Annotated in this window: 32 protein-coding genes; 28 read left to right on the plus strand and 4 right to left on the minus strand. The window is 67.2% G+C overall.

Going from position 1 to position 22,603, the window contains the following annotated elements; all coding sequences use genetic code 11:
* Positions 1–13 precede the first annotated feature (13 nt).
* From rpsS to QU603_RS02715, 19 genes are all read left to right on the plus strand, one after another.
* Positions 14–295, plus strand: a complete 282-nt coding sequence (gene rpsS / locus QU603_RS02625) for a 30S ribosomal protein S19 (RefSeq protein WP_308492945.1) — start codon at positions 14–16, stop codon at positions 293–295.
* 22 nt (positions 296–317) lie between these two features.
* Positions 318–734, plus strand: a complete 417-nt coding sequence (rplV, locus tag QU603_RS02630; protein WP_308492946.1) for a 50S ribosomal protein L22 — start codon at positions 318–320, stop codon at positions 732–734.
* Positions 734–1,477 (plus strand): 30S ribosomal protein S3, encoded by a 744-nt coding sequence (rpsC, locus tag QU603_RS02635; protein ID WP_308492947.1) that lies wholly within the window; start codon positions 734–736, stop codon positions 1,475–1,477. The genes rplV and rpsC overlap by 1 nt, the downstream gene beginning before the upstream one ends.
* Entirely contained in the window at positions 1,477–1,896 is a 420-nt protein-coding gene (gene rplP, locus QU603_RS02640) for a 50S ribosomal protein L16 (protein ID WP_308492948.1), read from the plus strand. Before rpsC ends, rplP begins: the two co-directional genes overlap by 1 nt.
* Complete coding sequence (rpmC, locus tag QU603_RS02645; RefSeq protein ID WP_308492949.1) at positions 1,896–2,222, plus strand: 50S ribosomal protein L29; 327 nt, start codon at positions 1,896–1,898, stop codon at positions 2,220–2,222. Before rplP ends, rpmC begins: the two co-directional genes overlap by 1 nt.
* A complete protein-coding gene (gene rpsQ, locus QU603_RS02650; protein ID WP_308492950.1) occupies positions 2,222–2,557 on the plus strand; it encodes a 30S ribosomal protein S17 in 336 nt (111 codons plus the stop codon). The genes rpmC and rpsQ overlap by 1 nt, the downstream gene beginning before the upstream one ends.
* The gene (gene rplN / locus QU603_RS02655; protein WP_308492951.1) at positions 2,558–2,926 is read left to right on the plus strand and encodes a 50S ribosomal protein L14; all 369 of its coding nucleotides are present in this window, start codon (positions 2,558–2,560) and stop codon (positions 2,924–2,926) included.
* A 2-nt stretch (positions 2,927–2,928) separates the two neighbouring features.
* Positions 2,929–3,270, plus strand: a complete 342-nt coding sequence (gene rplX / locus QU603_RS02660; protein WP_308492952.1) for a 50S ribosomal protein L24 — start codon at positions 2,929–2,931, stop codon at positions 3,268–3,270.
* Positions 3,270–3,860 carry a 50S ribosomal protein L5 gene (gene rplE, locus QU603_RS02665; RefSeq protein WP_308492953.1) on the plus strand — a complete coding sequence of 197 codons (591 nt, stop codon included), beginning with the start codon at positions 3,270–3,272 and terminating at the stop codon, positions 3,858–3,860. Before rplX ends, rplE begins: the two co-directional genes overlap by 1 nt.
* Before the next feature lie 161 nt (positions 3,861–4,021).
* Positions 4,022–4,420, plus strand: coding sequence for a 30S ribosomal protein S8 (gene rpsH / locus QU603_RS02670; protein ID WP_308492954.1), 399 nt, complete (start codon positions 4,022–4,024; stop codon positions 4,418–4,420).
* A gap of 6 nt (positions 4,421–4,426) precedes the next feature.
* Positions 4,427–4,963 carry a 50S ribosomal protein L6 gene (rplF, locus tag QU603_RS02675; protein ID WP_308492955.1) on the plus strand — a complete coding sequence of 179 codons (537 nt, stop codon included), beginning with the start codon at positions 4,427–4,429 and terminating at the stop codon, positions 4,961–4,963.
* Positions 4,963–5,322 carry a 50S ribosomal protein L18 gene (gene rplR / locus QU603_RS02680; protein WP_308492956.1) on the plus strand — a complete coding sequence of 120 codons (360 nt, stop codon included), beginning with the start codon at positions 4,963–4,965 and terminating at the stop codon, positions 5,320–5,322. The genes rplF and rplR overlap by 1 nt, the downstream gene beginning before the upstream one ends.
* Positions 5,319–6,041 carry a 30S ribosomal protein S5 gene (gene rpsE / locus QU603_RS02685; RefSeq protein WP_308492957.1) on the plus strand — a complete coding sequence of 241 codons (723 nt, stop codon included), beginning with the start codon at positions 5,319–5,321 and terminating at the stop codon, positions 6,039–6,041. Before rplR ends, rpsE begins: the two co-directional genes overlap by 4 nt.
* Complete coding sequence (rpmD, locus tag QU603_RS02690) at positions 6,041–6,226, plus strand: 50S ribosomal protein L30 (RefSeq protein WP_308492958.1); 186 nt, start codon at positions 6,041–6,043, stop codon at positions 6,224–6,226. Before rpsE ends, rpmD begins: the two co-directional genes overlap by 1 nt.
* Entirely contained in the window at positions 6,226–6,756 is a 531-nt protein-coding gene (gene rplO, locus QU603_RS02695) for a 50S ribosomal protein L15 (protein WP_308492959.1), read from the plus strand. The genes rpmD and rplO overlap by 1 nt, the downstream gene beginning before the upstream one ends.
* A 164-nt stretch (positions 6,757–6,920) precedes the next feature.
* Positions 6,921–8,240, plus strand: coding sequence for a preprotein translocase subunit SecY (gene secY / locus QU603_RS02700; RefSeq protein WP_308492960.1), 1,320 nt, complete (start codon positions 6,921–6,923; stop codon positions 8,238–8,240).
* A complete protein-coding gene (locus QU603_RS02705; protein WP_308492961.1) occupies positions 8,237–8,833 on the plus strand; it encodes an adenylate kinase in 597 nt (198 codons plus the stop codon). The genes secY and QU603_RS02705 overlap by 4 nt, the downstream gene beginning before the upstream one ends.
* A 2-nt stretch (positions 8,834–8,835) precedes the next feature.
* Complete coding sequence (gene map / locus QU603_RS02710; RefSeq protein WP_308492962.1) at positions 8,836–9,669, plus strand: type I methionyl aminopeptidase; 834 nt, start codon at positions 8,836–8,838, stop codon at positions 9,667–9,669.
* A 27-nt stretch (positions 9,670–9,696) separates the two neighbouring features.
* Entirely contained in the window at positions 9,697–10,368 is a 672-nt protein-coding gene (locus QU603_RS02715; protein ID WP_308492963.1) for a DsbA family protein, read from the plus strand.
* A gap of 150 nt (positions 10,369–10,518) precedes the next feature.
* Here QU603_RS02715 and QU603_RS02720 read toward each other — a convergent pair whose 3' ends face one another.
* Positions 10,519–11,907, minus strand: coding sequence for a hypothetical protein (locus QU603_RS02720; protein WP_308492964.1), 1,389 nt, complete (start codon positions 11,905–11,907; stop codon positions 10,519–10,521).
* Positions 11,908–12,044: 137 nt separating this feature from the next.
* Between QU603_RS02720 and QU603_RS02725 the strand changes: the two genes are divergently transcribed.
* The 7 genes from QU603_RS02725 to rplQ all read left to right on the plus strand — a co-directional run bounded on the left by QU603_RS02725 (position 12,045) and on the right by rplQ (position 16,119).
* Positions 12,045–12,743, plus strand: a complete 699-nt coding sequence (locus QU603_RS02725) for a helix-turn-helix transcriptional regulator (RefSeq protein ID WP_308493922.1) — start codon at positions 12,045–12,047, stop codon at positions 12,741–12,743.
* Between the two features lie 230 nt (positions 12,744–12,973).
* Positions 12,974–13,195, plus strand: a complete 222-nt coding sequence (gene infA / locus QU603_RS02730; RefSeq protein ID WP_047544504.1) for a translation initiation factor IF-1 — start codon at positions 12,974–12,976, stop codon at positions 13,193–13,195.
* 69 nt (positions 13,196–13,264) lie between these two features.
* On the plus strand, positions 13,265–13,381 hold the full coding sequence (rpmJ, locus tag QU603_RS02735) for a 50S ribosomal protein L36 (RefSeq protein WP_153745558.1): 117 nt from the start codon (positions 13,265–13,267) through the stop codon (positions 13,379–13,381).
* Positions 13,382–13,532: 151 nt separating this feature from the next.
* Entirely contained in the window at positions 13,533–13,907 is a 375-nt protein-coding gene (rpsM, locus tag QU603_RS02740; protein WP_308492965.1) for a 30S ribosomal protein S13, read from the plus strand.
* 35 nt (positions 13,908–13,942) lie between these two features.
* Complete coding sequence (gene rpsK, locus QU603_RS02745; RefSeq protein WP_129385805.1) at positions 13,943–14,341, plus strand: 30S ribosomal protein S11; 399 nt, start codon at positions 13,943–13,945, stop codon at positions 14,339–14,341.
* Between the two features lie 146 nt (positions 14,342–14,487).
* Positions 14,488–15,486 (plus strand): DNA-directed RNA polymerase subunit alpha, encoded by a 999-nt coding sequence (locus QU603_RS02750; RefSeq protein WP_308492966.1) that lies wholly within the window; start codon positions 14,488–14,490, stop codon positions 15,484–15,486.
* Positions 15,487–15,516: 30 nt separating this feature from the next.
* Positions 15,517–16,119 carry a 50S ribosomal protein L17 gene (gene rplQ, locus QU603_RS02755; protein WP_308492967.1) on the plus strand — a complete coding sequence of 201 codons (603 nt, stop codon included), beginning with the start codon at positions 15,517–15,519 and terminating at the stop codon, positions 16,117–16,119.
* Positions 16,120–16,228: 109 nt separating this feature from the next.
* On the opposite strand, the gene QU603_RS02760 is transcribed toward rplQ, so the two are convergent.
* Positions 16,229–18,175: an acyltransferase family protein gene (locus QU603_RS02760; RefSeq protein ID WP_308492968.1), complete on the minus strand. Its 1,947-nt coding sequence runs from the start codon at positions 18,173–18,175 to the stop codon at positions 16,229–16,231.
* A 147-nt stretch (positions 18,176–18,322) separates the two neighbouring features.
* On the opposite strand from QU603_RS02760, the gene QU603_RS02765 reads away from it, so the two are divergent.
* Positions 18,323–18,892: a HutD/Ves family protein gene (locus QU603_RS02765; protein ID WP_308492969.1), complete on the plus strand. Its 570-nt coding sequence runs from the start codon at positions 18,323–18,325 to the stop codon at positions 18,890–18,892.
* Between the two features lie 22 nt (positions 18,893–18,914).
* A complete protein-coding gene (gene truA, locus QU603_RS02770) occupies positions 18,915–19,760 on the plus strand; it encodes a tRNA pseudouridine(38-40) synthase TruA (RefSeq protein WP_308492970.1) in 846 nt (281 codons plus the stop codon).
* A 351-nt stretch (positions 19,761–20,111) separates the two neighbouring features.
* Here truA and QU603_RS02775 read toward each other — a convergent pair whose 3' ends face one another.
* Both QU603_RS02775 and QU603_RS02780 read right to left on the minus strand, forming a co-directional pair.
* Positions 20,112–21,146 carry a hypothetical protein gene (locus tag QU603_RS02775; RefSeq protein ID WP_308492971.1) on the minus strand — a complete coding sequence of 345 codons (1,035 nt, stop codon included), beginning with the start codon at positions 21,144–21,146 and terminating at the stop codon, positions 20,112–20,114.
* Positions 21,147–21,749: 603 nt separating this feature from the next.
* Entirely contained in the window at positions 21,750–22,511 is a 762-nt protein-coding gene (locus tag QU603_RS02780) for an alpha/beta hydrolase family protein (protein WP_308492972.1), read from the minus strand.
* Positions 22,512–22,603: the final 92 nt, after the last annotated feature.

The raw sequence follows: 22,603 nt of genomic DNA on the forward strand, positions 1-22,603 counted from the left end.
GTAGGAACAGAAGATGCCACGCAGTCTCAAGAAGGGCCCCTTCGTCGACGAGCACCTGCTTCGCAAGGTCGTCGTACAGAACGAAGCGGGAACCAAGAACGTCATCAAGACGTGGTCGCGTCGCTCGATGATCGTGCCGGCCATGCTCGGCCACACGATCGCCGTGCACGACGGTCGCAAGCACATCCCTGTGTTCGTCAGCGAAAGCATGGTCGGACACAAGCTGGGCGAGTTCGCGCCCACCCGCACCTTCCGCGGCCATGTGAAGGACGACAAGAAGGGCCGCCGCCGCTGACGCGGGGCGCAGAGGAGAAGAAATGGTGGAGTCCATCGCACGCGTGCGACACATCCGCGTGACCCCTCAGAAGGCTCGTCGCGTCGTCGCACTCATCAAGGGCAAGCAGGCCGAAGAGGCCCTTGCCATCCTGAAGTTCGCGCAGCAGAGCGCCAGCGAGCCCATTTACAAGCTCGTGCACTCGGCGATCGCGAACGCCCGCGTGAAGGCCGACCAGGAGAACGAATTCCTGGACGAGCAGGATCTGTACGTGAAGAACGCCTTCGTGGACGAGGGGACGACGCTCAAGCGCTTCCAGCCTCGTGCACAGGGCCGCGCGTTCCAGATCAAGAAGCGCACCAGTCACATCACCGTCGTGCTCGCGACCCCTGAGGTCGCCGAGGCCGGCGCAGCAACGAACAGTTCGACAAAGCCCAGTGCAAGGAAGGCGAGCAAGTAATGGGACAGAAGGTAAACCCGTACGGCTTCCGCCTGGGCATCACCACCGACCACGTGTCGCGGTGGTTCTCGGACTCGACGAAGGCAGGTCAGCGCTACGCCGACTACCTCGCCGAGGACATCAAGATCCGCCGACTGCTGCAGAAGCAGCTCGACCGCGCGGGCGTCAGCAACATCGAGATCGAGCGGACGCGTGACCGTGTGCGCGTCGACATCCACACCGCACGTCCGGGCATCGTCATCGGTCGTCGTGGTGCGGAAGCCGAGCGCATCCGCAGCGAGCTCGAGAAGCTCACCGGCAAGCAGATCCAGCTGAACATCCTCGAGGTGAAGAACCCCGAGGCCGACGCTCAGCTGGTCGCGCAGGGCATCGCCGAGCAGCTCAGCGCCCGCGTGGCTTTCCGCCGTGCGATGCGCAAGGGTCTGCAGGGCGCGCAGCGCGCGGGCGCCAAGGGCGTCCGCATCCAGGTGTCGGGCCGTCTCGGCGGCGCCGAGATGAGCCGGTCGGAGTTCTACCGCGAGGGTCGTGTGCCGCTGCACACGCTGCGCGCGAACATCGACTACGGCTTCTACGAGGCACGCACCACCTTCGGCCGCATCGGCGTGAAGGTCTGGATCTACAAGGGCGACCTCACGAACAAGGAACTCGCACGCGAGCAGGCCAACCAGAAGCCTTCCCGCGGGGAGCGTCCGCGTCGTGCACCGCGCAACGAGGCCCCCGTCGCAGAAGGAGCATCGGCATAATGCTTATCCCCCGTAAGGTCAAGTTCCGCAAGCAGCACCACCCGGGGCGCACCGGACAGGCCACCGGTGGCACGAAGGTCTCCTTCGGCGACTACGGCATCCAGGCACTGACCCCGGCGTACGTGACCAACCGTCAGATCGAGTCCGCTCGTATCGCGATGACCCGTCACATCAAGCGCGGCGGCAAGGTGTGGATCAACATCTACCCCGACCGTCCGCTGACCAAGAAGCCGGCAGAAACCCGCATGGGTTCCGGCAAGGGCTCACCCGAGTGGTGGGTCGCGAACGTCAAGCCGGGCCGCGTCCTGTTCGAGGTCGCGGGCGTCGACGAGCAGCTTGCTCGCGAGGCGCTGACCCGTGCCATCCACAAGCTGCCCTTGAAGGCACGCATCATCAAGCGCGAGGAGGGCGACGCGTAATGGCGATCGGCACCAAGGAGCTCGCCACCAGCGAGCTCGACACGTTCGAAGACCAGCGCCTCGTCGAGGAGCTGCGCAAGGCCAAGGAAGAGCTGTTCAACCTGCGCTTCCAGTCCGCCACCGGTCAGTTGGAGAGCCACGGCCGCATCCGCGCCGTCAAGCGCGACATCGCGCGGCTCTACACCGTGATCCGTGAGCGCGAGCTCGGCATCCGTGCCACGCCCGCGCCGGTGGAGACGGGCAAGGCGAAGAAGAGCAAGTCGAAGAAGGCGGATGCCGAGGCTGACGCCTCCGCGCCCGCCGAGGCGAAGGAAGAGACTGAGTGATGGCCACTGCGAAGAAGGCCGAGACCGAGGCCGTCAAGACCTCCGGTCACGAGCACGCTGAGCACGACGTCCGCGACGCGGCCGCCCGCGGCTACCGCAAGTCCCGCCGTGGATACGTCGTCAGCGACAAGATGGACAAGACGATCGTCGTCGAGGTCGAGGACCGCGTGAAGCACCCCCTCTACGGCAAGGTCCTCCGCCAGACCTCGAAGGTCAAGGTGCACGACGAGAACAACGCAGCCGGCACCGGCGACCTTGTTCTCATCCACGAGACCCGGCCGCTGAGCGCCACCAAGCGCTGGCGTCTGGTCGAGATTCTCGAGAAGGCCAAGTAAATGATTCAGAACGAATCCCGACTCAAGGTCGCCGACAACACCGGCGCCAAGGAGCTGCTCACCATTCGGGTGCTCGGCGGCTCCAACCGCCGCTATGCGGGCCTCGGCGATGTCATCGTCGCCACGGTGAAGGATGCCATCCCCGGCGGAAACGTCAAGAAGGGCGATGTCGTCAAGGCCGTGGTCGTGCGCACCGTCAAGGAGACCCGTCGTGCCGACGGCTCGTACATCAAGTTCGACGAGAACGCCGCCGTGCTCCTGAAGAGCGACGGGGAGCCCCGCGGCACCCGCATCTTCGGGCCGGTCGGCCGTGAGCTTCGCGACAAGAAGTTCATGAAGATCGTCTCGCTGGCACCGGAGGTCATCTGATCATGGCGAACATCAAGAAGGACGACCTGGTTCAGGTCCTGACCGGCACCGATCGCGGCAAGCAGGGCAAGGTCCTGGCCGTCATCGCCGAGCAGGACCGCGTGATCGTCGAGGGCGTGAACTTCGTCACGAAGCACTCCCGCGTCGGTCAGACCCAGCGCGGCACCAAGACCGGCGGCATCGAGACGATGGAGGCGCCGATCCACATCTCCAACGTCGCCGTCGTGGACCCGTCGACCAAGAAGCCGACCCGCGTCGGCCACCGGGTCGATGAGAAGGTCAAGGACGGCACGAAGCGCACGGTTCGCGTGCGTTTTGCGAAGAAGAGCGGTAAGGACCTCTGATGAGCACCACCACTGCTGCGCCGGCTGGCAAGATCCAGCCGCGCCTGAAGCAGAAGTACCGGAGCGAGATCCAGCAGAAGCTGCAGGACGAGTTCGGCTACGCGAACGTCATGCAGATTCCCGGCCTGGTCAAGGTCGTGGTCAACACCGGTGTCGGCGAGGCAGCTCGCGACAGCAAGGTGATCGAAGGTGCGGTCGACGACCTCACCAAGATCACCGGCCAGAAGCCGATCGTGACCAAGGCACGCAAGTCGATCGCGCAGTTCAAGCTGCGCGAAGGCCAGCCGATCGGCGCCCACGTGACGCTGCGCGGCGACCGCGCCTGGGAGTTCCTGGACCGGCTGATCAGCCTCGCGCTGCCCCGCATCCGTGACTTCCGCGGCCTGTCGGGCGCACAGTTCGACGGTCACGGCAACTACACGTTCGGTCTCGAGGAGCAGTCGGTGTTCCACGAGATCGACCAGGACCGCATCGACCGCGTTCGCGGTTTCGACATCACGGTCGTCACGACCGCGGCGACGGATGCCGAGGGCCGGGCGCTGCTGCGTCACCTGGGCTTCCCGTTCCGCTCGGACGACGCTCAGGCGTGAGCCGAGGCATCCGTCTAAACTGAACACTTCCGCCTTCGTCCACCGGACGCCGATCCCCCGACTTCGGGGGATCGGGGCGGGATGCCTCGACAGAGGCACTCATAGAAGGTCGGCCGCGGGTGTACCCGTGTCCGAAACCTTATGAACAAAGGAAACAATCCATGACAATGACAGACCCGGTCGCAGATATGCTGACCCGTCTGCGCAACGCGAACTCGGCGCACCACGACTCCGTGGCACTGCCGAGCTCGAAGCTGAAGACGAACATCGCCGCGATCCTCAAGCAGGAGGGCTACATCGCCGACTGGGCCGTCTCCGACGCCCGCGTCGGTCAGACGCTGACCCTGACGCTGAAGTACGGCCCGAACCGCGAGCGGTCGATCGCCGGCATCAAGCGCGTCTCGAAGCCCGGTCTGCGCGTGTACGCACGCTCGACCGAGCTGCCCACGGTCCTCGGTGGCCTGGGCGTTGCCATCCTGTCCACCTCCTCTGGCCTCCTGACGGACCGCCAGGCCGAGCAGAAGGGCGTGGGCGGGGAAGTTCTCGCCTACGTGTGGTGATCGACGATGTCGCGTATCGGACGTCTTCCCATCGACATTCCCGCCGGAGTGACCGTCGAGGTCGCCGGGCAGGCAGTGCAGGTCAAGGGCCCCAAGGGTGAGTTGAACCTCACCGTGGCACGCCCGATCGAGGTCACGGTGGAGGAGGGCCAGGTCCTGGTCTCCCGCCCCAATGACGAACGCGAGTCGCGGTCGTTGCACGGCCTGACCCGCACGCTCATCAACAACAACATCATCGGTGTCACCCAGGGCTACACCAAGGGCCTCGAGGTCGTCGGCACCGGCTACCGCGTGCAGCAGAAGGGCGGCTCGATCGAGTTCGCGCTCGGCTTCTCGCACCCGGTGCTGGTCGAGCCGCCGGCAGGCATCACGTTTACGGTCGAAGGCAACAACAAGGTCACCGTGAGCGGCATCGACAAGCAGGCCGTCGGTGAGGCGGCCGCGAACATCCGCAAGATCCGCAAGCCCGAGCCGTACAAGGGCAAGGGCGTGCGTTACGCCGGCGAGGTCGTTCGGCGCAAGGCCGGAAAGGCTGGTAAGTAATGGCTGTGAAGTCGAAGTCCGACGCCCGCGCGCGTCGCCACGCACGCCTTCGCAAGAAGGTCGTGGGCACCACCGAGCGTCCCCGCCTGGTCGTGACCCGTTCGGCCCGCCACGTCTTCGTGCAGGTCGTCGACGACAGCAATGGCCACACCGTGGCCAGCGCCTCGACGCTCGAGACCGATCTGCGCGCTTTCGACGGTGACAAGACCGCCAAGGCCCGCAAGGTCGGGGAGCTTGTCGCCGAGCGCGCCAAGACCGCCGGTGTCGACGAGGTCGTGTTCGACCGCGGCGGCAACCGCTACGCCGGTCGCGTCGCCGCGATCGCCGAGGGTGCCCGCGAAGGAGGGCTGAACCTGTGAGTGACGCAACGCAGAACAAGAGTGTGGAGACCGAAGTGACCGCCGATCAGGCAGCGCCGGCCCAGGAGGCCGCGGCCACCACCGAGACGACGACCGAGCGCGAGCCGCGCCGCGGAGGGCGCGACCGCAACTCGCGCGACCGCAACTCGCGTGACCGCAACTCGCGCGACCGTGGGGACAACCAGTTCCTCGAGCGCGTCGTGACGATCAATCGCGTGTCGAAGGTCGTCAAGGGCGGACGCCGGTTCAGCTTCACTGCTCTGGTGGTCGTCGGCGACGGCAACGGCGTTGTCGGTGTCGGCTACGGCAAGGCCCGTGAGGTGCCCCTGGCGATCTCCAAGGGCGTCGAAGAGGCCAAGCGCAACTTCTTCCGCGTGCCGCGCGTGAACAAGACGATCCCGCACCCGGTGCAGGGCGAGGCAGCCGCCGGTGTGGTGCTGCTGCGTCCGGCCGCAGCCGGTACCGGTGTCATCGCCGGTGGCCCGGTGCGTGCCGTGCTCGAGTGCGCCGGCATCCACGATGTCCTGTCGAAGTCGCTCGGCTCGTCGAACACGATCAACATCGTGCACGCGACCGTCGCGGCGCTGAAGCGTCTCGAAGAGCCGCGCGCCGTCGCCGCCCGTCGTGGCCTGGACTTCGATCAGGTCGCCCCGGCCCGTCTCATCCGTGCCGAAGCTGCGGATGCCGCAGCCGCCCGTGAGCAGAAGGTAGGTGCCTGATGGCTGCCCGTCTGAAGGTCACCCAGGTCAAGTCCAAGGTGAGCGAGAAGCAGAACCAGCGCGACACGTTGCGCAGCCTCGGCCTCAAGCGGATCGGCGACACGGTCGTCCGTCCCGACGACGCGCAGACGCGCGGTTACGTCAAGGCCGTCGCCCACCTCGTGAAGGTTGAGGAGATCGACTAATGGCTGAGAAGGCCGAGAAGAACGAGAAGGCGCCCGCGAAGAAGGCGGCGGTCAAGAAGGATGTCGTGGCCTCGCGTCCCGGTGTCCTGAAGGTCCACCACCTGCGTCCGGTCCCCGGCGCCAACACCGCGAAGACCCGTGTGGGTCGCGGTGAGGGCTCCAAGGGCAAGACCGCCGGTCGCGGCACCAAGGGCACCAAGGCCCGTTACCAGGTGCGTCCCGGCTTCCAGGGTGGCCAGCTGCCGCTGCACATGCGTGCACCGAAGCTGCGCGGCTTCAAGAACCCGTTCCGCGTCGAGTACCAGGTCGTGAACCTGGACAAGCTCGCGGAGCTGTACCCGTCCGGTGGCGAGGTCACCGTCAGCGACCTGGTCGCCAAGGGTGCGGTTCGCAAGAACGAGAAGGTCAAGGTGCTCGGCACCGGCGACATCGCGGTCAAGCTCACCGTGTCGGTCGACAAGGTCTCCGGCTCGGCACAGCAGAAGATCGTCGCCGCCGGAGGTACCGTGGCTGTCGCTGCGGCGGAGTAACCCCCAGCGAAACGGGGCCGGAGAAACCTCCGGCCCCGTTTCGCATCCGGCCATCCGGCGGCATCGCCGCACCGAAGCGTGCGACGCATCCCGGTGGCTGGGCTAACCTGGTTGTCTGTGTGCACTCCGTGTGCGCCGGCATCCCACTTTCTGGAGGATTCCCTTTGTTCAGCGCCATCCAGCGAGTCTTCCGTACACCCGACCTGAGACGGAAGATCGGCTTCAGCCTGGCGATCATCGTGATCTATCGGCTCGGGGCGCACGTGCCCACGCCGTTCGTCAGCTTCCCGAAGGTTCAGGAGTGTCTGCGCGAAGGCGGCGGCACCCAAGGCCTGCTCTCCATGGTCAACCTGTTCTCGGGCGGCGCTCTGCTGCAGCTATCGATCTTCGCGCTCGGCGTCATGCCGTACATCACCGCGGCGATCATCATCCAACTGCTGCGCGTGGTCATCCCGCACTTCGAGACGCTGTACCAAGAGGGTCAGTCCGGGCAGGCCAAGCTCACGCAGTACACCCGTTACCTCACGATCGCCCTCGCGCTGCTGCAGTCGACCACGCTGGTCACCGTCGCCAGCACAGGTCAGCTGTTCGGCTCGTCGGTGCAGGCGTGCCAGCAGGTGCTCACCAACGACGCGTGGTGGGCGCAGATGCTCATGGTGCTCGCGCTGACGGCCGGCACCGGTCTGATCATGTGGATGGCCGAGCTGATGACAGAGAAGGGCGTCGGCAACGGCATGTCGATCCTGATCTTCATCTCGATCGTCGCCACGTTCCCTGCGGCCATGTGGACCATCAAGCAGGCCCGCGGCTGGGACACGTTCTTCCTCGTGATCGTGGTGGGCATCGTCATCATCACCCTGATCGTGTTCGTCGAGCAGTCGGTGCGACGCATCCCGGTGCAGTACGCCAAGCGCATCGTCGGGCGGCGCACGTACGGCGGCACCAGCACATACATCCCGATCAAGATGAACATGGCCAACGTGATCCCGGTCATCTTCGCCTCATCGCTGCTGTACATCCCCGCGCTGATCGCGCAGTTCAACCAGCCCGCCGCCGGCCAGCAGCCGGCGCAATGGGTCGTGTGGATCAACAACTACCTCGTCAAGGGCGATCACCCGATCTACTGGCTGCTGTACTTCGTGCTGACGGTCGGCTTCACCTTCTTCTACGTCGCGATCACGTTCAACCCGGTCGAGATCTCCGACAACATGAAGAAGTACGGCGGATTCATCCCCGGTATCCGTGCGGGTCGGCCCACCGCCGAGTACCTGGATTACGTCATCAGTCGCATCACCACGGTCGGCGCGCTGTACCTTGGTCTGGTCGCCCTGATACCGCTGGTCGCTCTGTCGACGGTGGCGGCGAACCAGAACTTCCCGTTCGGCGGTGCCTCGATCATCATCATGGTCGGTGTGGGGCTTGAGACGGTGAAGCAGATCGATGCGCAGCTTCAGCAGCGCCACTACGAAGGACTCCTGCGATGACGTCAACCGCCCGTCTGGTGATCGTCGGCCCTCAGGGTTCGGGCAAAGGCACCCAGGGTGCCCGTATCGCCGAGGCCCTCGGCATCCCGGCCATCTCGACCGGGGACGTGTTCCGCGCCAACATCAAGGCCGGCACGCCCCTCGGCGAGCAGGTGAAGGCGATCACGGCGGCGGGCAACCTCGTCTCGGACGAGTTGACCGGTCGGATCGTGCGCGACCGGCTGGCGCAGGACGACGCCGCGGGCGGTTTTCTTCTCGACGGCTACCCGCGCAACGTGCGGCAGGTCGAAGACCTCGACGGGTTCCTGGATGCGGCCGGTCTGGACGCGGTCATCGAGCTGTCCGTGCCGCGGGACGAATCCATGGCGCGCTTGGCGCTGCGGGCGAAAGAGCAGGGTCGCACCGACGACACCGACGAGGCCATCGCCAAGCGACTGTCGATCTATGAGCGTGAGACTGCGCCGATCCTCGATGTGTATCGGGAGCGCGGCATCGTCGACACGATCGACGGGGTCGGCAGCCTCGATGAGATCACCGCACGCATCACCGACGCACTGGCTGCGCGCGGCATCACCCGCCCGGCAGCCGTCTGATCGTGGCGCTTCGCCGCGGCATCTACAAGAGCCCCGCGCAGCTGCGCGGCATGGTCGAGCCTGGCCGCATCACCGCGGCGATGCTCGAGGCGGTGCGTCCGCTGATCGTCGCGGGCACGACGACGCTGCAACTGGATGCCGCAGCAGCCGCGGTCGTGACCTCGAACAGGGCCCTCTCGAATTTCCAGATGGTGCGCGGGTACCGGCACACGGTGTGCGTCTCGGTCAACGACGAGGTCGTGCACGGGATCCCCGGCGATCGTGTGCTCGAGCCCGGTGACATCGTCTCGGTGGATGCCGGTGCCGAGTACCGCGGGTGGAACGGCGACTCGGCGATCACGGTCGTCGTGCCCGACGACGCGCGTCCCGACGTGGTCGCCGAGCGGCAGGAGCTGTCGCGGGTGACCGAGGGGTCGCTGTGGGCCGGGGTCGCCGCCCTTGCCTCTGCGACGCACCTTGCCGAGGTCGGAGCGGCCGTGCAGGGCTTCGTCGAGGCCTCCGGCCATGACTACGGCATCCTGCGCGACTACGTCGGCCACGGCATCGGACGCAAGATGCACGAATCGCCGGCGGTGTTCAATTATCGCGTGTCGGACCCCGGACCCGAGGTGCGCCCCGGCCTGGCCATCGCGATCGAGCCGATGGTCGTCATCGGCAGCGACGCGACGTACGTCGGCGACGACGGGTGGACCGTCTCGACCGTCGACGGTTCAGCCGGCTCACATTGGGAACATAGCGTCGCCGTGCATGATGATGGTGTCTGGGTGCTCACCGCGCCCGATGGGGGAGTCGCAGGACTTGCGCCGTTCGGCGTCGTCCCGGTTCCCCTCCCGTAGAACCCCCTTCGAGAGAACGAGGAAACAATGGCTACCGCTGTGCGGAAGACGAACTGGTTCGCCATCTGGGTCAGCGTGGCGGCTGTTGTGGTGCTGGTCGTGGTGACCGGCATCGTGATCGCGATCAACAACTCCGCGTCGGCGCCCGGCTCAGAGCCGAAAGGCAGCATCGTGAACACGGAGGCCGGGTCGGTGACCTTCGGTGACGGCACGAACACCATCGACACGTACGTCGACTTCCTGTGCCCCTATTGCAACCAGTTCGAGCAGAGCGAGGGCCCGGCGATCAAGCAGCTCGTCGATGCCGGCACCGTGAAGCTGAACGTGCACCCGGTGACGATCCTCGACGGCCGCTCGTCGCCTTCCGGCTACTCGAGCCGCGCGGCCGGCGCGTTCTACGCCGTCGCCGTCGCCGACCCTGACAACGCCTATGCATTCATGCAGGCGATGTACGCCAACCAGCCCGAAGAGGGCTCGGCCGGCCTGTCCGACGACCAGATCGTGCAGATCGCCAAGTCCGCCGGGGTGAAGATGACCAGTGACCTCGAGAAGGCGATCACGTCCAACGAGTACCAGAAGTACGCGCTGTCCAAGGGGCTGCCCAGCGACGCGACCGGAACTCCGGCGCTGTACGTCAATGGCAAGCAGGTCAACGTGACCATGGATGCGAAGACCGACATCACGCCGAACCTCAAGTAGTTCGCGCCAGACGATGAGGGGTGGGATGCCGCGGCATCCCACCCCTCATCGTCTGTGCGGTTGCGGTGGTTCTGCGGAACTCACGTGTTGATGCCACAGGCGCATCAAGGGGTGAGTCACCGCGAACCGCCGGCCGGCCGCTGCCTCCGGCTACGGGCGGGGGATGCTGATCACCGTCCCGTTGCTGTCCCCGTCGAAGTCGCTGTTGGCGCTCGACAGGTACGTCGACGAGTCCGCGGTGACGTCAGTGACCGCGAATACCGTCGACTTGACCTTGTTCTTGAAGGAATCGCCGGCCAGAATGCACGCGCCGAATACGTCACTGGTGCAGGTCACCGTCGCGCTCTGTCCGCTGAACGTCCCGCTGACGGTCGCACCAGCGACGCCGAAACCGAGCGAGTTCCGGAGTGTGACGGCCACCTGCGGCTGCCATACGGCTGAGCCGACCGTGGTCACGTTCTCCAGGTTGAAGACGTGATGCGTCACCGGTGCGGGTGTCGGTGTTGGGGCGGGCGTGGGCGTCGGAGTGGGCGTCGGTGTCGGTGTCGGCGTGGGCGCCGGCAGGTTCGGGTCGTAGACAGTGACGCTCACACGTTCAGAACTCTCGAGCATCCCCAGCTTTGTTGCGTCGAACGCGACGAAAGACAGACTCGCCATGGAGTCGAAGGCGCTTCGCTCGCCCCCCATCAGACAGGTGCCGTCGGCGGAGGTGACGCAGTCCGTGAGATACGAGTAGCTGTCGGGGCCCTCGAAGTCACCGCGCACGCTGGCGCCGGAGACGGGGGCTCCGGTCATGTCCGTGACCGTCACGGTCGCTCGCGGCACCCAGGCGCCGGCTCCGGTCGAGGTGATGCTGGCGTCGCTGGCACCGGCGATGTGAAGAGTCGACTCCGCGGGCGGGGCCGGGCACGTGACGCCGGTCTGGAAGAAGTTCGGAGCAGTCTCCGTGAGGCTGTACGCGAACCCCGTCGGGCCGAGCGGTTCGAGCGAGCCGGTGGCGTAGAGGAAGTTGCTGACAGGGTCGTACTCGACCAGGGGGCTGCCCTGCCCCGCGGTCCAATATGTGCACGTGAAGTAGTTGCCGGGCTTCATCACCAGCGCGGACTGTGTACGGCTGCCGAACACCGACGTGATGGTGTCGGGGCTGGAGACGGGGCCGGAGACCCGGTACGAGTGGGTGCTGCCGTCGGTGCCGGTGAAGGTCACCGAGGCGGTGCTCGTCGTGCTGAACTGGAAGGTGCCCGACGGTGCCGGACACCACGCGTCGGGATAGTCGGGGTAGACCTCGCACGTGGAGGTGTAGGTGCCGTCGGTGTTCATCGTGATCAGCCCGGTGCCGCCGTGCGCGACGGTCCATTGCCCGTCGATGCTGGTGATCGCCTGGGCAGGCTGCTGGGCGACCATCATGGCCACGCCGACAGCCAGGGCGGAGGCCAGAGCGAGTCCTGCGGCCAGTCGTCTGCGACCGAACCCGCGCCGTCCGGCGTCGGGGGGTTCGTCTTCGCCGGCGGTGCGGAGAGTGCGTGGTGCATTGAACATGACGTTCCCTTCAGTCCTGGTCAGGAGCGGAGTGCCGCTGTGTGCGGGATCGCTTCTAATACCAACCAACTTGATTTTTAGAGTGTATTCCCTTTGAAGGTCCTGTCAATAGTGTTTGGTTATAGAATCTTGCCGTGATGGGCGACGACTCTTCGCTGGATGCGGATGTGCTGGCCCGTCTGAGCGCTCTGGACGATCCGGTGCGTCAGCGTTTGTACGCCTACGTGCGCGACTGCGATCAGCCGCCGGGCAGAGACCAGGCCGCCGAAGCCGCGGGGATCAGTCGGAGTCTGGCCGCCTACCACTTGGACAAACTCGTGGATGCCGGTCTGTTGACCGTCGGCTACGCTCGACCGCCGGGACGCACCGGTCCGGGTGCCGGACGCCCCGCGAAGATCTACTTTCGCGCGGATCGAGATCTCGCGCTGACCGTGCCACCGCGCGACTATGAGCTGCTGGCGAGACTGCTGGTCTCCTCAGTCGGGCGAGATGCCACCGGAGCTGTGCGCGATGCCGTGAACCGGGCCGCATACGAAGCCGGCTGTGACGCCGGTGCCAGGTCTCCGGGCGACCTGCTCTCCGTCTTGAGCAGCTGCGGCTATCAGCCCCGCACCGCCGAAGACGACAGCATCGACCTGTGCAACTGCCCTTTCCATGCGCTCTCCGAAGAGCACAGAGACGTCGTATGCGGCCTCAACCTGCATCTGATCCAAGGCGTCCTCGACGGCGGGGACCATCAGCATGCGCATGCCGAAACCTCGTTCCGTCCTCATCGCTGCTGCGTCGTCATTCACAGCTCCCGACCCGACGAAGACCGAGCCGTCACCGAACCGTGAGGGCGCCCGGCGCGGGTGGGTTGATGCGCCACGGTCGGGTGCGACGGCTGCCCAGGAGGGCACGTGTCTGGTTGCCGGGTGCTCACGGGTAACGTATACTAACTCTTTGGTGCCTTGCGCCTTTTTCGGCGTGTCTCCTTGCGGTGTCTCCTCTGGAGTTCCCCCGCAGAGCCGGCACCACTCAACCACCCACCGCAGACCGACCGGTCTGCAGAATCGATAGCGAGGCTATGGCCAAAAAAGACGGTGTCATCGAGATCGAGGGCACGATCTCCGAGGCTCTGCCCAACGCGATGTTCCGCGTCGAGCTGAGCAACGGACACAAGGTGCTCGCGACCATCTCGGGCAAGATGCGGCAGAACTACATCCGCATCATCCCCGAGGACCGCGTGGTCGTGGAGCTCAGCCCCTACGACCTGACCCGCGGCCGCATCGTCTACCGCTACCGCTAGACCGGTCGAGAAGTAACGCCCCGGGCACATCGCGTGCCCGCCCGGCGAAGACAGCGAACAGGAAACACCATGAAGGTTCAGCCCTCCGTCAAGCGCATCTGCGATCACTGCAAGGTGATCCGCCGCCACGGCCGCGTGATGGTCATCTGCAAGGCCAACCCGCGTCACAAGCAGCGCCAAGGTTGACGTGACGGGATGCCGCGGCTGCGGCATCCCGCGGATACAACTCAATAACACGACACAGGCAGGATCAGAACCCCGCGAGGGGGGACACCCCGGGGCGGAGGCCCGGGCACCGATCCTGCTCCACACCTCCACCAACTCCTAGGAGAGCCGCATGGCACGTCTTGCCGGCGTTGACATCCCGCGCGATAAGCGCGTGGTGATCGCCCTGACCTACATCTACGGGATCGGCCGCACTCGCTCGAACGAGATCCTCAAGGCGACTGAGATCGACGAGAACATCCGCGTCAAGGACTTGACCGACGACCAGCTCGTCGCGCTCCGCGACCACATCGAAGGCACCTACAAGGTGGAAGGCGACCTGCGCCGCGAGGTGGCCGCCGACATCCGCCGCAAGGTCGAAATCGGCTCGTACGAGGGTGTGCGCCACCGCCGTGGCCTGCCCGTGCGCGGCCAGCGCACCAAGACGAACGCGCGTACCCGCAAGGGCCCGAAGCGCACCGTCGCCGGCAAGAAGAAGGCGCGCTGACAGGCGCCCGGGCAAAGGTTTAGGAGAACACACCCATGGCACAGGCCAAGTCCGCAGCGCGCAAGCCGCGCCGCAAGGAAAAGAAGAACATCGCGTTGGGCCAGGCCCACATCAAGTCGACGTTCAACAACACGATCGTCTCGATCACCGATCCGTCGGGCGCCGTCATCAGCTGGGCGTCGTCGGGCGGCGTGGGCTTCAAGGGCTCGCGCAAGTCGACCCCGTACGCGGCCGGCATGGCCGCCGAGTCGGCCGCCCGCCAGGCCGCCGACCACGGTGTCAAGAAGGTCGACGTATTCGTCAAGGGTCCGGGCTCGGGCCGCGAGACCGCGATCCGCTCGCTGCAGGCCGCAGGCCTCGAGGTGGGCTCGATCCAGGACGTGACGCCGCAGGCGCACAACGGCTGCCGCCCGCCGAAGCGCCGCCGGGTCTGAGAACGTGATGCCGGATGCCTCATGCGGGGCGTCCGGCATCCCCGTGCTTTCCGGATGCCCGGGTTCGTGGCATCCCTCGGAGAAAACTCAATACCTACCCACTGCACGTGTCATATAGCGGGCACGTCGCACGAAAGGAACACATAGTGCTCATTGCACAGCGTCCCACCCTGAACGAGGAGAAGCTCGGAGAGTTCCGTAGCCGCTTCGTGATCGAGCCGCTCGAGCCTGGCTTCGGCTACACGATCGGCAATGCGCTGCGTCGCAGCCTCCTGTCCTCGATTCCGGGAGCGGCCGTCACCAGCATCCGCATCGACGGCGTCCTCCACGAGTTCAGCACCATCCCCGGTGTGAAAGAGGACGTCACCGAGATCATCCTGAACATCAAGCAGCTCGTCGTCTCGAGCGAGCGCGATGAGCCCATCACCGCGTACCTGCGCAAGACCGGTGCCGGCGAAGTCACCGCCGCCGACATCTCGGCCCCGGCTGGTGTCGAGGTGCACAACCCTGAGCTGGTCATCGCGACGCTGAACGACACGGCGCGCTTCGAGCTGGAGCTGACGATCGAACGCGGCCGCGGCTATGTCTCGGCCACGCAGAACCGCAACGAGTACGCCGAGGCCGGCCAGGTGCCGATCGACTCGATCTACTCGCCCGTGCTCAAGGTCAGCTACCGTGTCGACGCCACCCGCGCCGGCGAGCGCACCGACTTCGACAAGCTGGTGCTGGATGTCGAGACGAAGCCGGCGATCTCGCCGCGCGACGCCGTGGCCTCTGCCGGCCGCACCCTGACCGAGCTGTTCGGTCTGGCGCGCGAGCTGAACGTCGACGCTGAAGGCATCGAGATCGGGGCCGCCCCGGTCGAGACCGTCGCGTCCACCGAGCTGTCGATGCCCATCGAGGACCTCGACCTGTCGGTGCGGTCGTACAACTGCCTGAAGCGCGAAGGCATCAACACCGTCTCGGAGCTGGTCGCCCTCTCTGAGACGCAGCTGATGAACATCCGCAACTTCGGTCAGAAGTCGGTCGACGAGGTGCGCGACAAGCTCGTCTCGCTCGGCCTGTCGCTGAAGGACTCCGTGCCCGGATTCGACGGTGCGCACTTCTACGGCGGGTATGACGACGAGTCGTCCGAGAACGCCTGATCTTCTTCTTTCACACTGGAGTAACTGAGAATGCCTAAGCCCACCAAGGGACCCCGCCTCGGAGGCGGCCCCGCCCACGAGCGCCTGCTGCTTGCGAACCTCGCCGCCGCGCTGTTCACGCACAAATCGATCAAGACGACCGAGACGAAGGCCAAGCGCCTGCGCCCCCTCGCCGAGCGACTGATCACGTTCGCCAAGCGCGGCGACCTGCACGCCCGTCGCCGGGTGCTGTCGGTCATCGGTGACAAAGAGGTCGTGCACGTCCTGTTCACCGAGATCGCGCCGCTGGTGGCCGACCGTGAGGGCGGCTACACCCGCATCACGAAGGTCGGCAACCGCAAGGGCGACAACGCTCCGATGGCCGTGATCGAGCTCGTGCTCGAGCCGGTCACGAAGAAGTCGACGCCGGTGAAGAAGTCTTCTGCGAAGAAGGCCGAGAAGCCGGCTGAAGAAGCACCTGCCGAGGAGGCTCCTGTCGAGGAGGCTCCCGCTGAGGAGGCTCCGGTCGAAGAGGCCGCCGCCGAGGAGGCTCCCGTCGAAGAGGCCGCCGCTGCTGAGGCGGCCGAGGCTCCGACAGAGGATGCCGCCGCCGACGCTCCCGCCGAGGAAGCCAAGGACGAGAAGGCCGAGTAAGCCTCCCTCGCACCGCAGACGAGACCCGCGAGCCGAGAAGCTCGCGGGTCTCGTCATTCCTGCTGGCGCGGCTGCAGGGGCCGTCTGCCGGTCGCCCCTGCCTGCGACGTCAGTCCACGGCCGCCAACGCGTATGCGCGCAGGAGCATGTACTCGCGCTCCTGGGCCCTGCGCAGCTGCACCTGGGTGAGCGCGTCGGCCACGGTCTGCGCATAGATCTTGCCGCCGGCTTCGCCGGGGTGGATCTCATCGCCGGCGAGCAGGTCGCGGTGCGGGCGGATCGCCGCATCCCAATCGGCGACGACGACATCCGGGTGCGCCGCGGCATACTTCTGCAGATCGCGGTTCACCCCGGGAATCCACGACCGCGGCGCCGATGCCGTGACGAGGATCAGTGTCCGCTGCGGGCCGAGCGTCTGTCGGACGAGATCGAGCGAGTGCTCGTCGATGGCGCCGTTGGTGCCCAGCCCGATGACGACGTACGGCCGCAGCCGGCCACTGTCGGCCAACGCAGAGATGATTCTCGGTGCGGCATACATCGACCGAGACACCTTCGCGTCGATCAGGATGCCGGGAAAGCGCGCGACGAGGGCAGGAGCGGCCGCGAGCATCACCGAGTCGCCGATGGCGTCGATCTCACGCCCTTCGGTTGCCGTCGGGGTCGCCGACGCGCTCGTCTGGGCCGTTGACGCGTCGTCGTCGGCCAGCAGCGGGGGATGCGGTGAGGGCGCGGACTGTGCGAGTGCCTGCTGTCCGGCGCGCACGGCATCCTGCCCCGATGAGGCCTCGGGGGCGACGGCGATCGCCGCCGTCGTGCCGGCGATGACCATGGCGGCCAGCGCCACGATTCCGACTCCGCGCAGCCGCGCTGCGGGTGCGCCGGCCAGTCTGGCCCCAAGCGCGCGCACACTCGGCCACAGCCCGAGCCGCCGGATCGGCTGCTCCACGAGACGGTACGACAGCGCTGCGATCACGAGGGTGAGCACGAACACGACCGGGCCGACCCACGGCGGCAGCGACTCTGAAGCCGCGCTCGTGCCGGTCATGGCCACGATGAGCACGAACAGGGGCCAGTGCCAGAGATAGATGCCGTACGAGCGATCGCCGATCCAGCGCAGCACCGGCGTGTCCAGGGCGCCGCCGATCCGTGACGCCGGCACCACCGAGACGGCGATCAGCAGGCCGGACAACCCCACCGCCAGCAGGAGCGTCCCCGGGAAGGTCGAGGCATCCGCGTGCTCGGGCAGTGCCGCCGTCACCACGAGACCCACGATCGCGACGACACCCACGGCGGTGCCGGCGCGGCGGGTGACGGGATGCCGCAGCCACGCGGCATCCGAGGTCACGACACGTTGCAGGCCGAACGCGAGCGCCACGCCCAGCAGCAGCCCGAACGCGTGGGAGTCGGTGCCGAAATACGCCCGGGTGAGACCGGAGCCGACGAGCGTCGACATCCACCAGGCTGACGCTGCGGCGCCCGCGATCGCGATCGCCGTGCGCACCCACCGATTCGGGATCAGCATCACCAGCAGGAACAGCAACGGCCACAGGGCGTAGAACTGCTCCTCGACGGCGAGCGACCAGAGATTGCGCAGCAGTTCGGGGGTGTCTGCGGTGAAGTAGTCGGCACTGCCGGCGACCGACACCCAGTTGTAGCTGAAGGTGGCAGCCCCCAGCACCTGCCAGCCGAGGCGCACGAGCACGTCGCCGCCGATGATCCAGGCCCACGTCGCCGTCACGGTGACCACCAGTGCCAGAGCCGGCAGCAGGCGCCGCGCACGACGGCGCCAGAACCCCACCAGGGCGATGGATCCGGTGCGGTCGCGTTCTCGCAGCAGCAGCGAGGTGATGAGGAACCCACTGATGACGAAGAAGACGTCCACGCCCACGAATCCGGACTGCAGGATCCACCCGGGGAACAGGTGGTAGGCCAGCACGAGCAGCACCGCGATCGCTCGCAGTCCGTCCAGGCCCGTGAACCGGGCGCGCCCGACCTGCGCGGTCTCCGACGCGGATGCGGCCGGGCGCGCAGACAGAGCAGTGGCAGACTTCATCATGACGGGAGGCAGGTCGCCGCGCACCCCCGTGGCGGGACGTCCGAGTCGATTCTACGGGGGTCGGCTGAGTACGGGAGGCGCGGCGGGCCGCGCCGTGTGAAGTCGATGAGAGAGCAGCGTGCGATGTCGGCGAGCAGACCGCGCATCGTGAGAGGGGACACCGCCGTGGACGAGGCATCCGGCACGCTGATCAGGTTCGCCGAACGACCGGTGACCGCGTGGGCGAACGGCCAGGGCGAGACGGTCGTGCTCTGGCGTACGCCTGCCGAAGGTGACCCGGATGTGCGGCTGAGCATCGCGACCGTCAGCCGCAGCGGTCCGTTCTCGAGCCTGCCGGGCATCGACAGGATGCTGATGCCTCTCGCTGAACCGGGTCTGACGCTGCGTATCGGCGACTCGAGCCGTCACGTCGCACAGTACGATGCGGTCGCCTTCGCCGGAGAAGACGAGGTCGCGAGCGTCGAGGTGACCCAGCCGGGATTCGATCTGAATCTGATGGTGCGCCGCGGCGTCGGCGTACCACGACTGGCCGCTGTCCGCGTGGATGGCTCGGTTCGCGTCGACCTGCCGGGATTGGTCGCTGTGATCGCCCTGGCCGGTGATGTTCATCGAGCGGGGCAGCACCTCGCCTTCGGCGACACTGTGCTCGCCGGTGCCGGCTCGGGCGCTGTCACCCTGACCGGGGACGGCCGGGTGGCTGTCGCGAGCCTGGGCTGAGGGCGCCGATAGGCTGAATGGCGTGCGCATCCGGCTCGACATCGCCTATGACGGCACCCATTTTCGCGGGTGGGCCCGCCAGCCCGGTCTGCGCACGGTGCAGGGCACGATCGAGGCGGCGCTCGCGCGCATCCTCGGTGGGGATCCTCGCCTGGTCGTTGCCGGCCGCACCGACGCCGGGGTGCACGCCACGGGGCAGGTCGCGCATCTCGACCTCGCCGACGAGCAGCACGAGCGCCTGTTCACGAGCATCCGGCGGGATGCGGCATCCGACCCCGTCGACAGGCTCGCCTACCGGCTACGGGGAGTGCTGGGCGCGTATTCCGACGTGACCGTGCACCGCACGAGTGTCGCACCCGACGGGTTCGACGCACGGTTCTCGGCTGTCTGGCGACGCTATGAATACCGCATCGCCGACGAGGTCAGCGGCTACGACCCGCTCGAACGCGCCCGCACGACGACGGTGCGTGCACGGCTGGACGTCGAATCGATGGATGCCGCCGCCCGGTCGCTGATCGGGCTCTACGACTTCGCGGCCTATTGCAAGCCGCGCGAGGAGGCGACCACGATCCGCACGCTGCTCGAGTTCGACTGGCACCGGACCGACAGTGGGGTGCTGGTGGCCAACGTGCGCGCCGATGCCTTCTGCCATTCGATGGTGCGCGCTCTGGTGGGCGTGTGCGTTGCGGTGGGCGAGGGGCGGCTCACGGTGCGGGATGCTGCAGCCCTGCGCGATGCGCGAGAGCGGACGAGCGCGTTCACGGTGCTCGCCGGCCGCGGGCTCACCCTGGCAGAGGTCGGCTATCCCGCCGACGACCTCCTGGCCGCGCGGGCCGAGCAGACCCGCGCCCGCCGCGACGCAGAGTAGCCGACACTGGCCGACGTAGCTGCCGCTGGCCGACGTGGCTGCCGCTGGCCGACGTGGTTGCCGGCGGCTCTCGCTGTCGCGCCGCGCCCGCCCCTGGCGCGCTCCGCACGGCCCTCGCCCGGCCGCTGCACGCGAGTGGCCCGCGCTCCGGACCCGCTGCGCCAGCGGTCCGCGCTCCGCGCGCGCCAGCCAGAGGATTCTTGGTGACGCAGGGGATTCTCGGTGAGACAGGGGACGTGGGCCTCTGTCTCACCGAGCATCCCCTGCGTTCGGCGAGCGGGCTCGGCGTGTTCGCCTGTTTCACCGAGAATCCCCTGGGTTCGGTGAGCGGGCTCGGCGTGTTCGCCTCTCTCACCGAGAATCGCCTCGCTCGGCGTGCCGGCGTCGGTTCCGGCGATCCGACTCGGCCTTGTCGCGCTGCCGGAGCTGCTCGCGCGTGAACGACCGGGGACTCTGCGCGAGAGTCGCGAGCATCGCCACGTTGCGGGGGCGCACACGGGGGATGCCGCCCAGTTTCAGCTTCTTGTCGAGCGCCGCGTGGCGCATGGTGTCGGGCCAATCCCACCGGATGAAGCCCTTCTCGTATCGGCGCAGCCGGTCCTCGCGCTTCTTCTCATTGACGAAGTGCTGCTTCATCTTCGCGGCGTTGTCGGCGTCGTACTTTCCGTATCCGTCGGACTCGCCGATGGTGCGCACACCTCGCCAGTAGAAGTCGGCGCGGTCGAGGCATCCTTCGTATTCGAACTCGACTTGCAGGTCGGGGTCTGCATATCCCAGCCAGCGGATGACCGCTCGGCTGACGGACTCACCCACGGACTCGGCGCGAGCGTCGGCGAAGTCGTCCAACCAATCGAGTTGCCGTCGACCGCGACGGTCGGCCTGTTGCCGGCCCAGGGCACCGAAGCCGAGTTTCTTGTCAGAGGCGCGGAGCATTCGCAGTGCGGTGTCGGCCACTGCCAGCGCGAAGGCGGGCGGCAGCACGCGGCAGAGGTCGATCGCGGTCTCGTCGGCGGACGTGACGGTGCGTCCGTCGACGGTTGTGGTGCTTCGGCCGCCTTTCGCTCCGTGGACGATGACGTCCCCCTCCCGCCAGGATGTGCCGCCCGGGTTGAACAGGTGGATGAATCGGGGCTCATCGAACACCGGCAGGCCATGCGACCGCGCCGCCGATTCGAAGCAGAAGATCGGGTCGGTCCACGTGCGCTGGACCGCTTCGACGCGGAGTTCGTATCGGTCCCACGGCGCGAGCGCCGCCCACTCCTCGGTGCGGACGTAGACGCCGGGACGGACGCGGCGCAACTCCTTGCTGCGGTCGAGGCGGGCGACCCGGTCAGGTTGCTCGCGTGTGAGCAGCAGAGTGGCCTTGGGCGCGGTGACGGTCGACATAGGTTCGAGGATGCCGGGTGCCGCGCACCCGTCGCCCGCTGCGCCGCGAACTGTGGATAACCATGGCCTGTGCAGGAGGCGGTGGCGTGAGGGCTGCGGCGAGCGTGCGCCGGGCGCGGCGTCGGCGGGCGGAGCGGGCGGGCGGAGCGGGCGGAGCGGGCGGGCGGGGCGTCAGCGGGCGGAGCGGGCGGGCGGGGCATGGTCGCTGAGCCGGGCGAGGCAGGGGATTCTTGGCGAGCGAGGGGATTCGCGGTGAGACGGGGGACGTGGTCATGGGTTTCACCGGGAATCCCCTCGCTCGCGGTTGGCGAGGGGCTCGCGGTCGGCGGGGGGCGCGCGGTCGGCGGGGGGTCTCGCGGCCGGCAGGGGGGTCTCGCGGTCGGCGGGGGGTCTCGCGGTCGGCGGAGGACGCGGGGACGCGCGGTCGCGGGCGATGGATACCAAGGCGGCCGCCCCGTCGCATCCACCGCAAGGCGCCCCGCAGCCAGCCGACGTCAACGCAAACTACTTCTTCGGCAGTCTCCTAGGTATGTCGTAGGAACCGGCGGTCCCGCTTCAGTTCGTCCGGCGTCGCCGAGAACTACGCAGTGATGGCGCGCGCGTCTAGGCCAGGAGGTGATTGGCGAGGAATCGGGCGGAGTCCTCGGCCTCGTAGGTGGGAACTCGCTGGTGCGGTCCCGGGAAGACGTGAAGCGACTTCTCCTCTGAGCCGATCGCGTCCCATAGGGCGATTCCCGATTCCCGATCGATCTCAAGGTCATCCCACGGCAGCAGGAACTGCACCGGCGCGGTGACACCCCGTGCAACCTCCATGAGCCCTTCGGAGGCGAACGCCGCTCCGAGCCCAGCGGCGCCAATGCGGGGGTCGGCCAGCATCAGCCGAAATCCGATTTCGGTCGCCAGCGTCATCCCGCTGTAGCCGACGAGCCGATCGGCATCGATATCGGGCAGCGTTTGGAGGGCATCCAAGGTCATCTGCCACTCGGGGACTGCACGCTCGGCGATGGAGGCGTTGAACTCCGCGACGATCGCACCCAGGGGCTCCCCCGCTTTGCGGGCGCGCTGCATCTCGTCGACCCAGTCGGCGTCGGCTGCCGACCGCGCCCGGTCGCCGTGACCGGGTGCGTCGATCGCGACCGCATGGAAGCCGTACACCGTTACCAGATGGGCGGCCCGAGCGACCATCCCGACCGCCCTCTTGTGCAGGCCGCCTGGATGCCCCATGAGCACAAGGGGCGCTGGATCGGTGCTGCCTGCCGGCGACCAGAGAACGCCGGGAAGATCGCCGATAGTGAAGGAGCGTTCGATGACGTCGTCCGACGTCGTCTGAGAGAAAAATTCCATGAGTAGTGCCTTTCGGGTCACCTCGAAACGGTGCTCCCGACGACACTCAGGTCAGTCAGCCGCCCGTCGCACAGACGAGGAGCACCCAATGGATACGACGTTCACCGGGCATC

The sequence above is a fragment of the Microbacterium terrisoli genome (assembly GCF_030866805.1).
Lineage (GTDB): Bacteria > Actinomycetota > Actinomycetes > Actinomycetales > Microbacteriaceae > Microbacterium > Microbacterium terrisoli.

What these genes read in the sequence shown, in the direction of transcription:
- rpsS (WP_308492945.1), top strand. Translation starts at nt 14, where the DNA reads ATGCCACGCAGTCTCAAGAAGGGCCCCTTCGTCGACGAGCACCTGCTT.
- rplV (WP_308492946.1), top strand. Translation starts at nt 318, where the DNA reads ATGGTGGAGTCCATCGCACGCGTGCGACACATCCGCGTGACCCCTCAG.
- rpsC (WP_308492947.1), top strand. Translation starts at nt 734, where the DNA reads ATGGGACAGAAGGTAAACCCGTACGGCTTCCGCCTGGGCATCACCACC.
- rplP (WP_308492948.1), top strand. Translation starts at nt 1,477, where the DNA reads ATGCTTATCCCCCGTAAGGTCAAGTTCCGCAAGCAGCACCACCCGGGG.
- rpmC (WP_308492949.1), top strand. Translation starts at nt 1,896, where the DNA reads ATGGCGATCGGCACCAAGGAGCTCGCCACCAGCGAGCTCGACACGTTC.
- rpsQ (WP_308492950.1), top strand. Translation starts at nt 2,222, where the DNA reads ATGGCCACTGCGAAGAAGGCCGAGACCGAGGCCGTCAAGACCTCCGGT.
- rplN (WP_308492951.1), top strand. Translation starts at nt 2,558, where the DNA reads ATGATTCAGAACGAATCCCGACTCAAGGTCGCCGACAACACCGGCGCC.
- rplX (WP_308492952.1), top strand. Translation starts at nt 2,929, where the DNA reads ATGGCGAACATCAAGAAGGACGACCTGGTTCAGGTCCTGACCGGCACC.
- rplE (WP_308492953.1), top strand. Translation starts at nt 3,270, where the DNA reads ATGAGCACCACCACTGCTGCGCCGGCTGGCAAGATCCAGCCGCGCCTG.
- rpsH (WP_308492954.1), top strand. Translation starts at nt 4,022, where the DNA reads ATGACAATGACAGACCCGGTCGCAGATATGCTGACCCGTCTGCGCAAC.
- rplF (WP_308492955.1), top strand. Translation starts at nt 4,427, where the DNA reads ATGTCGCGTATCGGACGTCTTCCCATCGACATTCCCGCCGGAGTGACC.
- rplR (WP_308492956.1), top strand. Translation starts at nt 4,963, where the DNA reads ATGGCTGTGAAGTCGAAGTCCGACGCCCGCGCGCGTCGCCACGCACGC.
- rpmD (WP_308492958.1), top strand. Translation starts at nt 6,041, where the DNA reads ATGGCTGCCCGTCTGAAGGTCACCCAGGTCAAGTCCAAGGTGAGCGAG.
- rplO (WP_308492959.1), top strand. Translation starts at nt 6,226, where the DNA reads ATGGCTGAGAAGGCCGAGAAGAACGAGAAGGCGCCCGCGAAGAAGGCG.
- QU603_RS02705 (WP_308492961.1), top strand. Translation starts at nt 8,237, where the DNA reads ATGACGTCAACCGCCCGTCTGGTGATCGTCGGCCCTCAGGGTTCGGGC.
- QU603_RS02715 (WP_308492963.1), top strand. Translation starts at nt 9,697, where the DNA reads ATGGCTACCGCTGTGCGGAAGACGAACTGGTTCGCCATCTGGGTCAGC.
- QU603_RS02720 (WP_308492964.1), bottom strand. Translation starts at nt 11,907, where the DNA reads ATGTTCAATGCACCACGCACTCTCCGCACCGCCGGCGAAGACGAACCC.
- QU603_RS02725 (WP_308493922.1), top strand. Translation starts at nt 12,045, where the DNA reads ATGGGCGACGACTCTTCGCTGGATGCGGATGTGCTGGCCCGTCTGAGC.
- infA (WP_047544504.1), top strand. Translation starts at nt 12,974, where the DNA reads ATGGCCAAAAAAGACGGTGTCATCGAGATCGAGGGCACGATCTCCGAG.
- rpmJ (WP_153745558.1), top strand. Translation starts at nt 13,265, where the DNA reads ATGAAGGTTCAGCCCTCCGTCAAGCGCATCTGCGATCACTGCAAGGTG.
- rpsM (WP_308492965.1), top strand. Translation starts at nt 13,533, where the DNA reads ATGGCACGTCTTGCCGGCGTTGACATCCCGCGCGATAAGCGCGTGGTG.
- rpsK (WP_129385805.1), top strand. Translation starts at nt 13,943, where the DNA reads ATGGCACAGGCCAAGTCCGCAGCGCGCAAGCCGCGCCGCAAGGAAAAG.
- rplQ (WP_308492967.1), top strand. Translation starts at nt 15,517, where the DNA reads ATGCCTAAGCCCACCAAGGGACCCCGCCTCGGAGGCGGCCCCGCCCAC.
- QU603_RS02760 (WP_308492968.1), bottom strand. Translation starts at nt 18,175, where the DNA reads ATGATGAAGTCTGCCACTGCTCTGTCTGCGCGCCCGGCCGCATCCGCG.
- QU603_RS02775 (WP_308492971.1), bottom strand. Translation starts at nt 21,146, where the DNA reads ATGTCGACCGTCACCGCGCCCAAGGCCACTCTGCTGCTCACACGCGAG.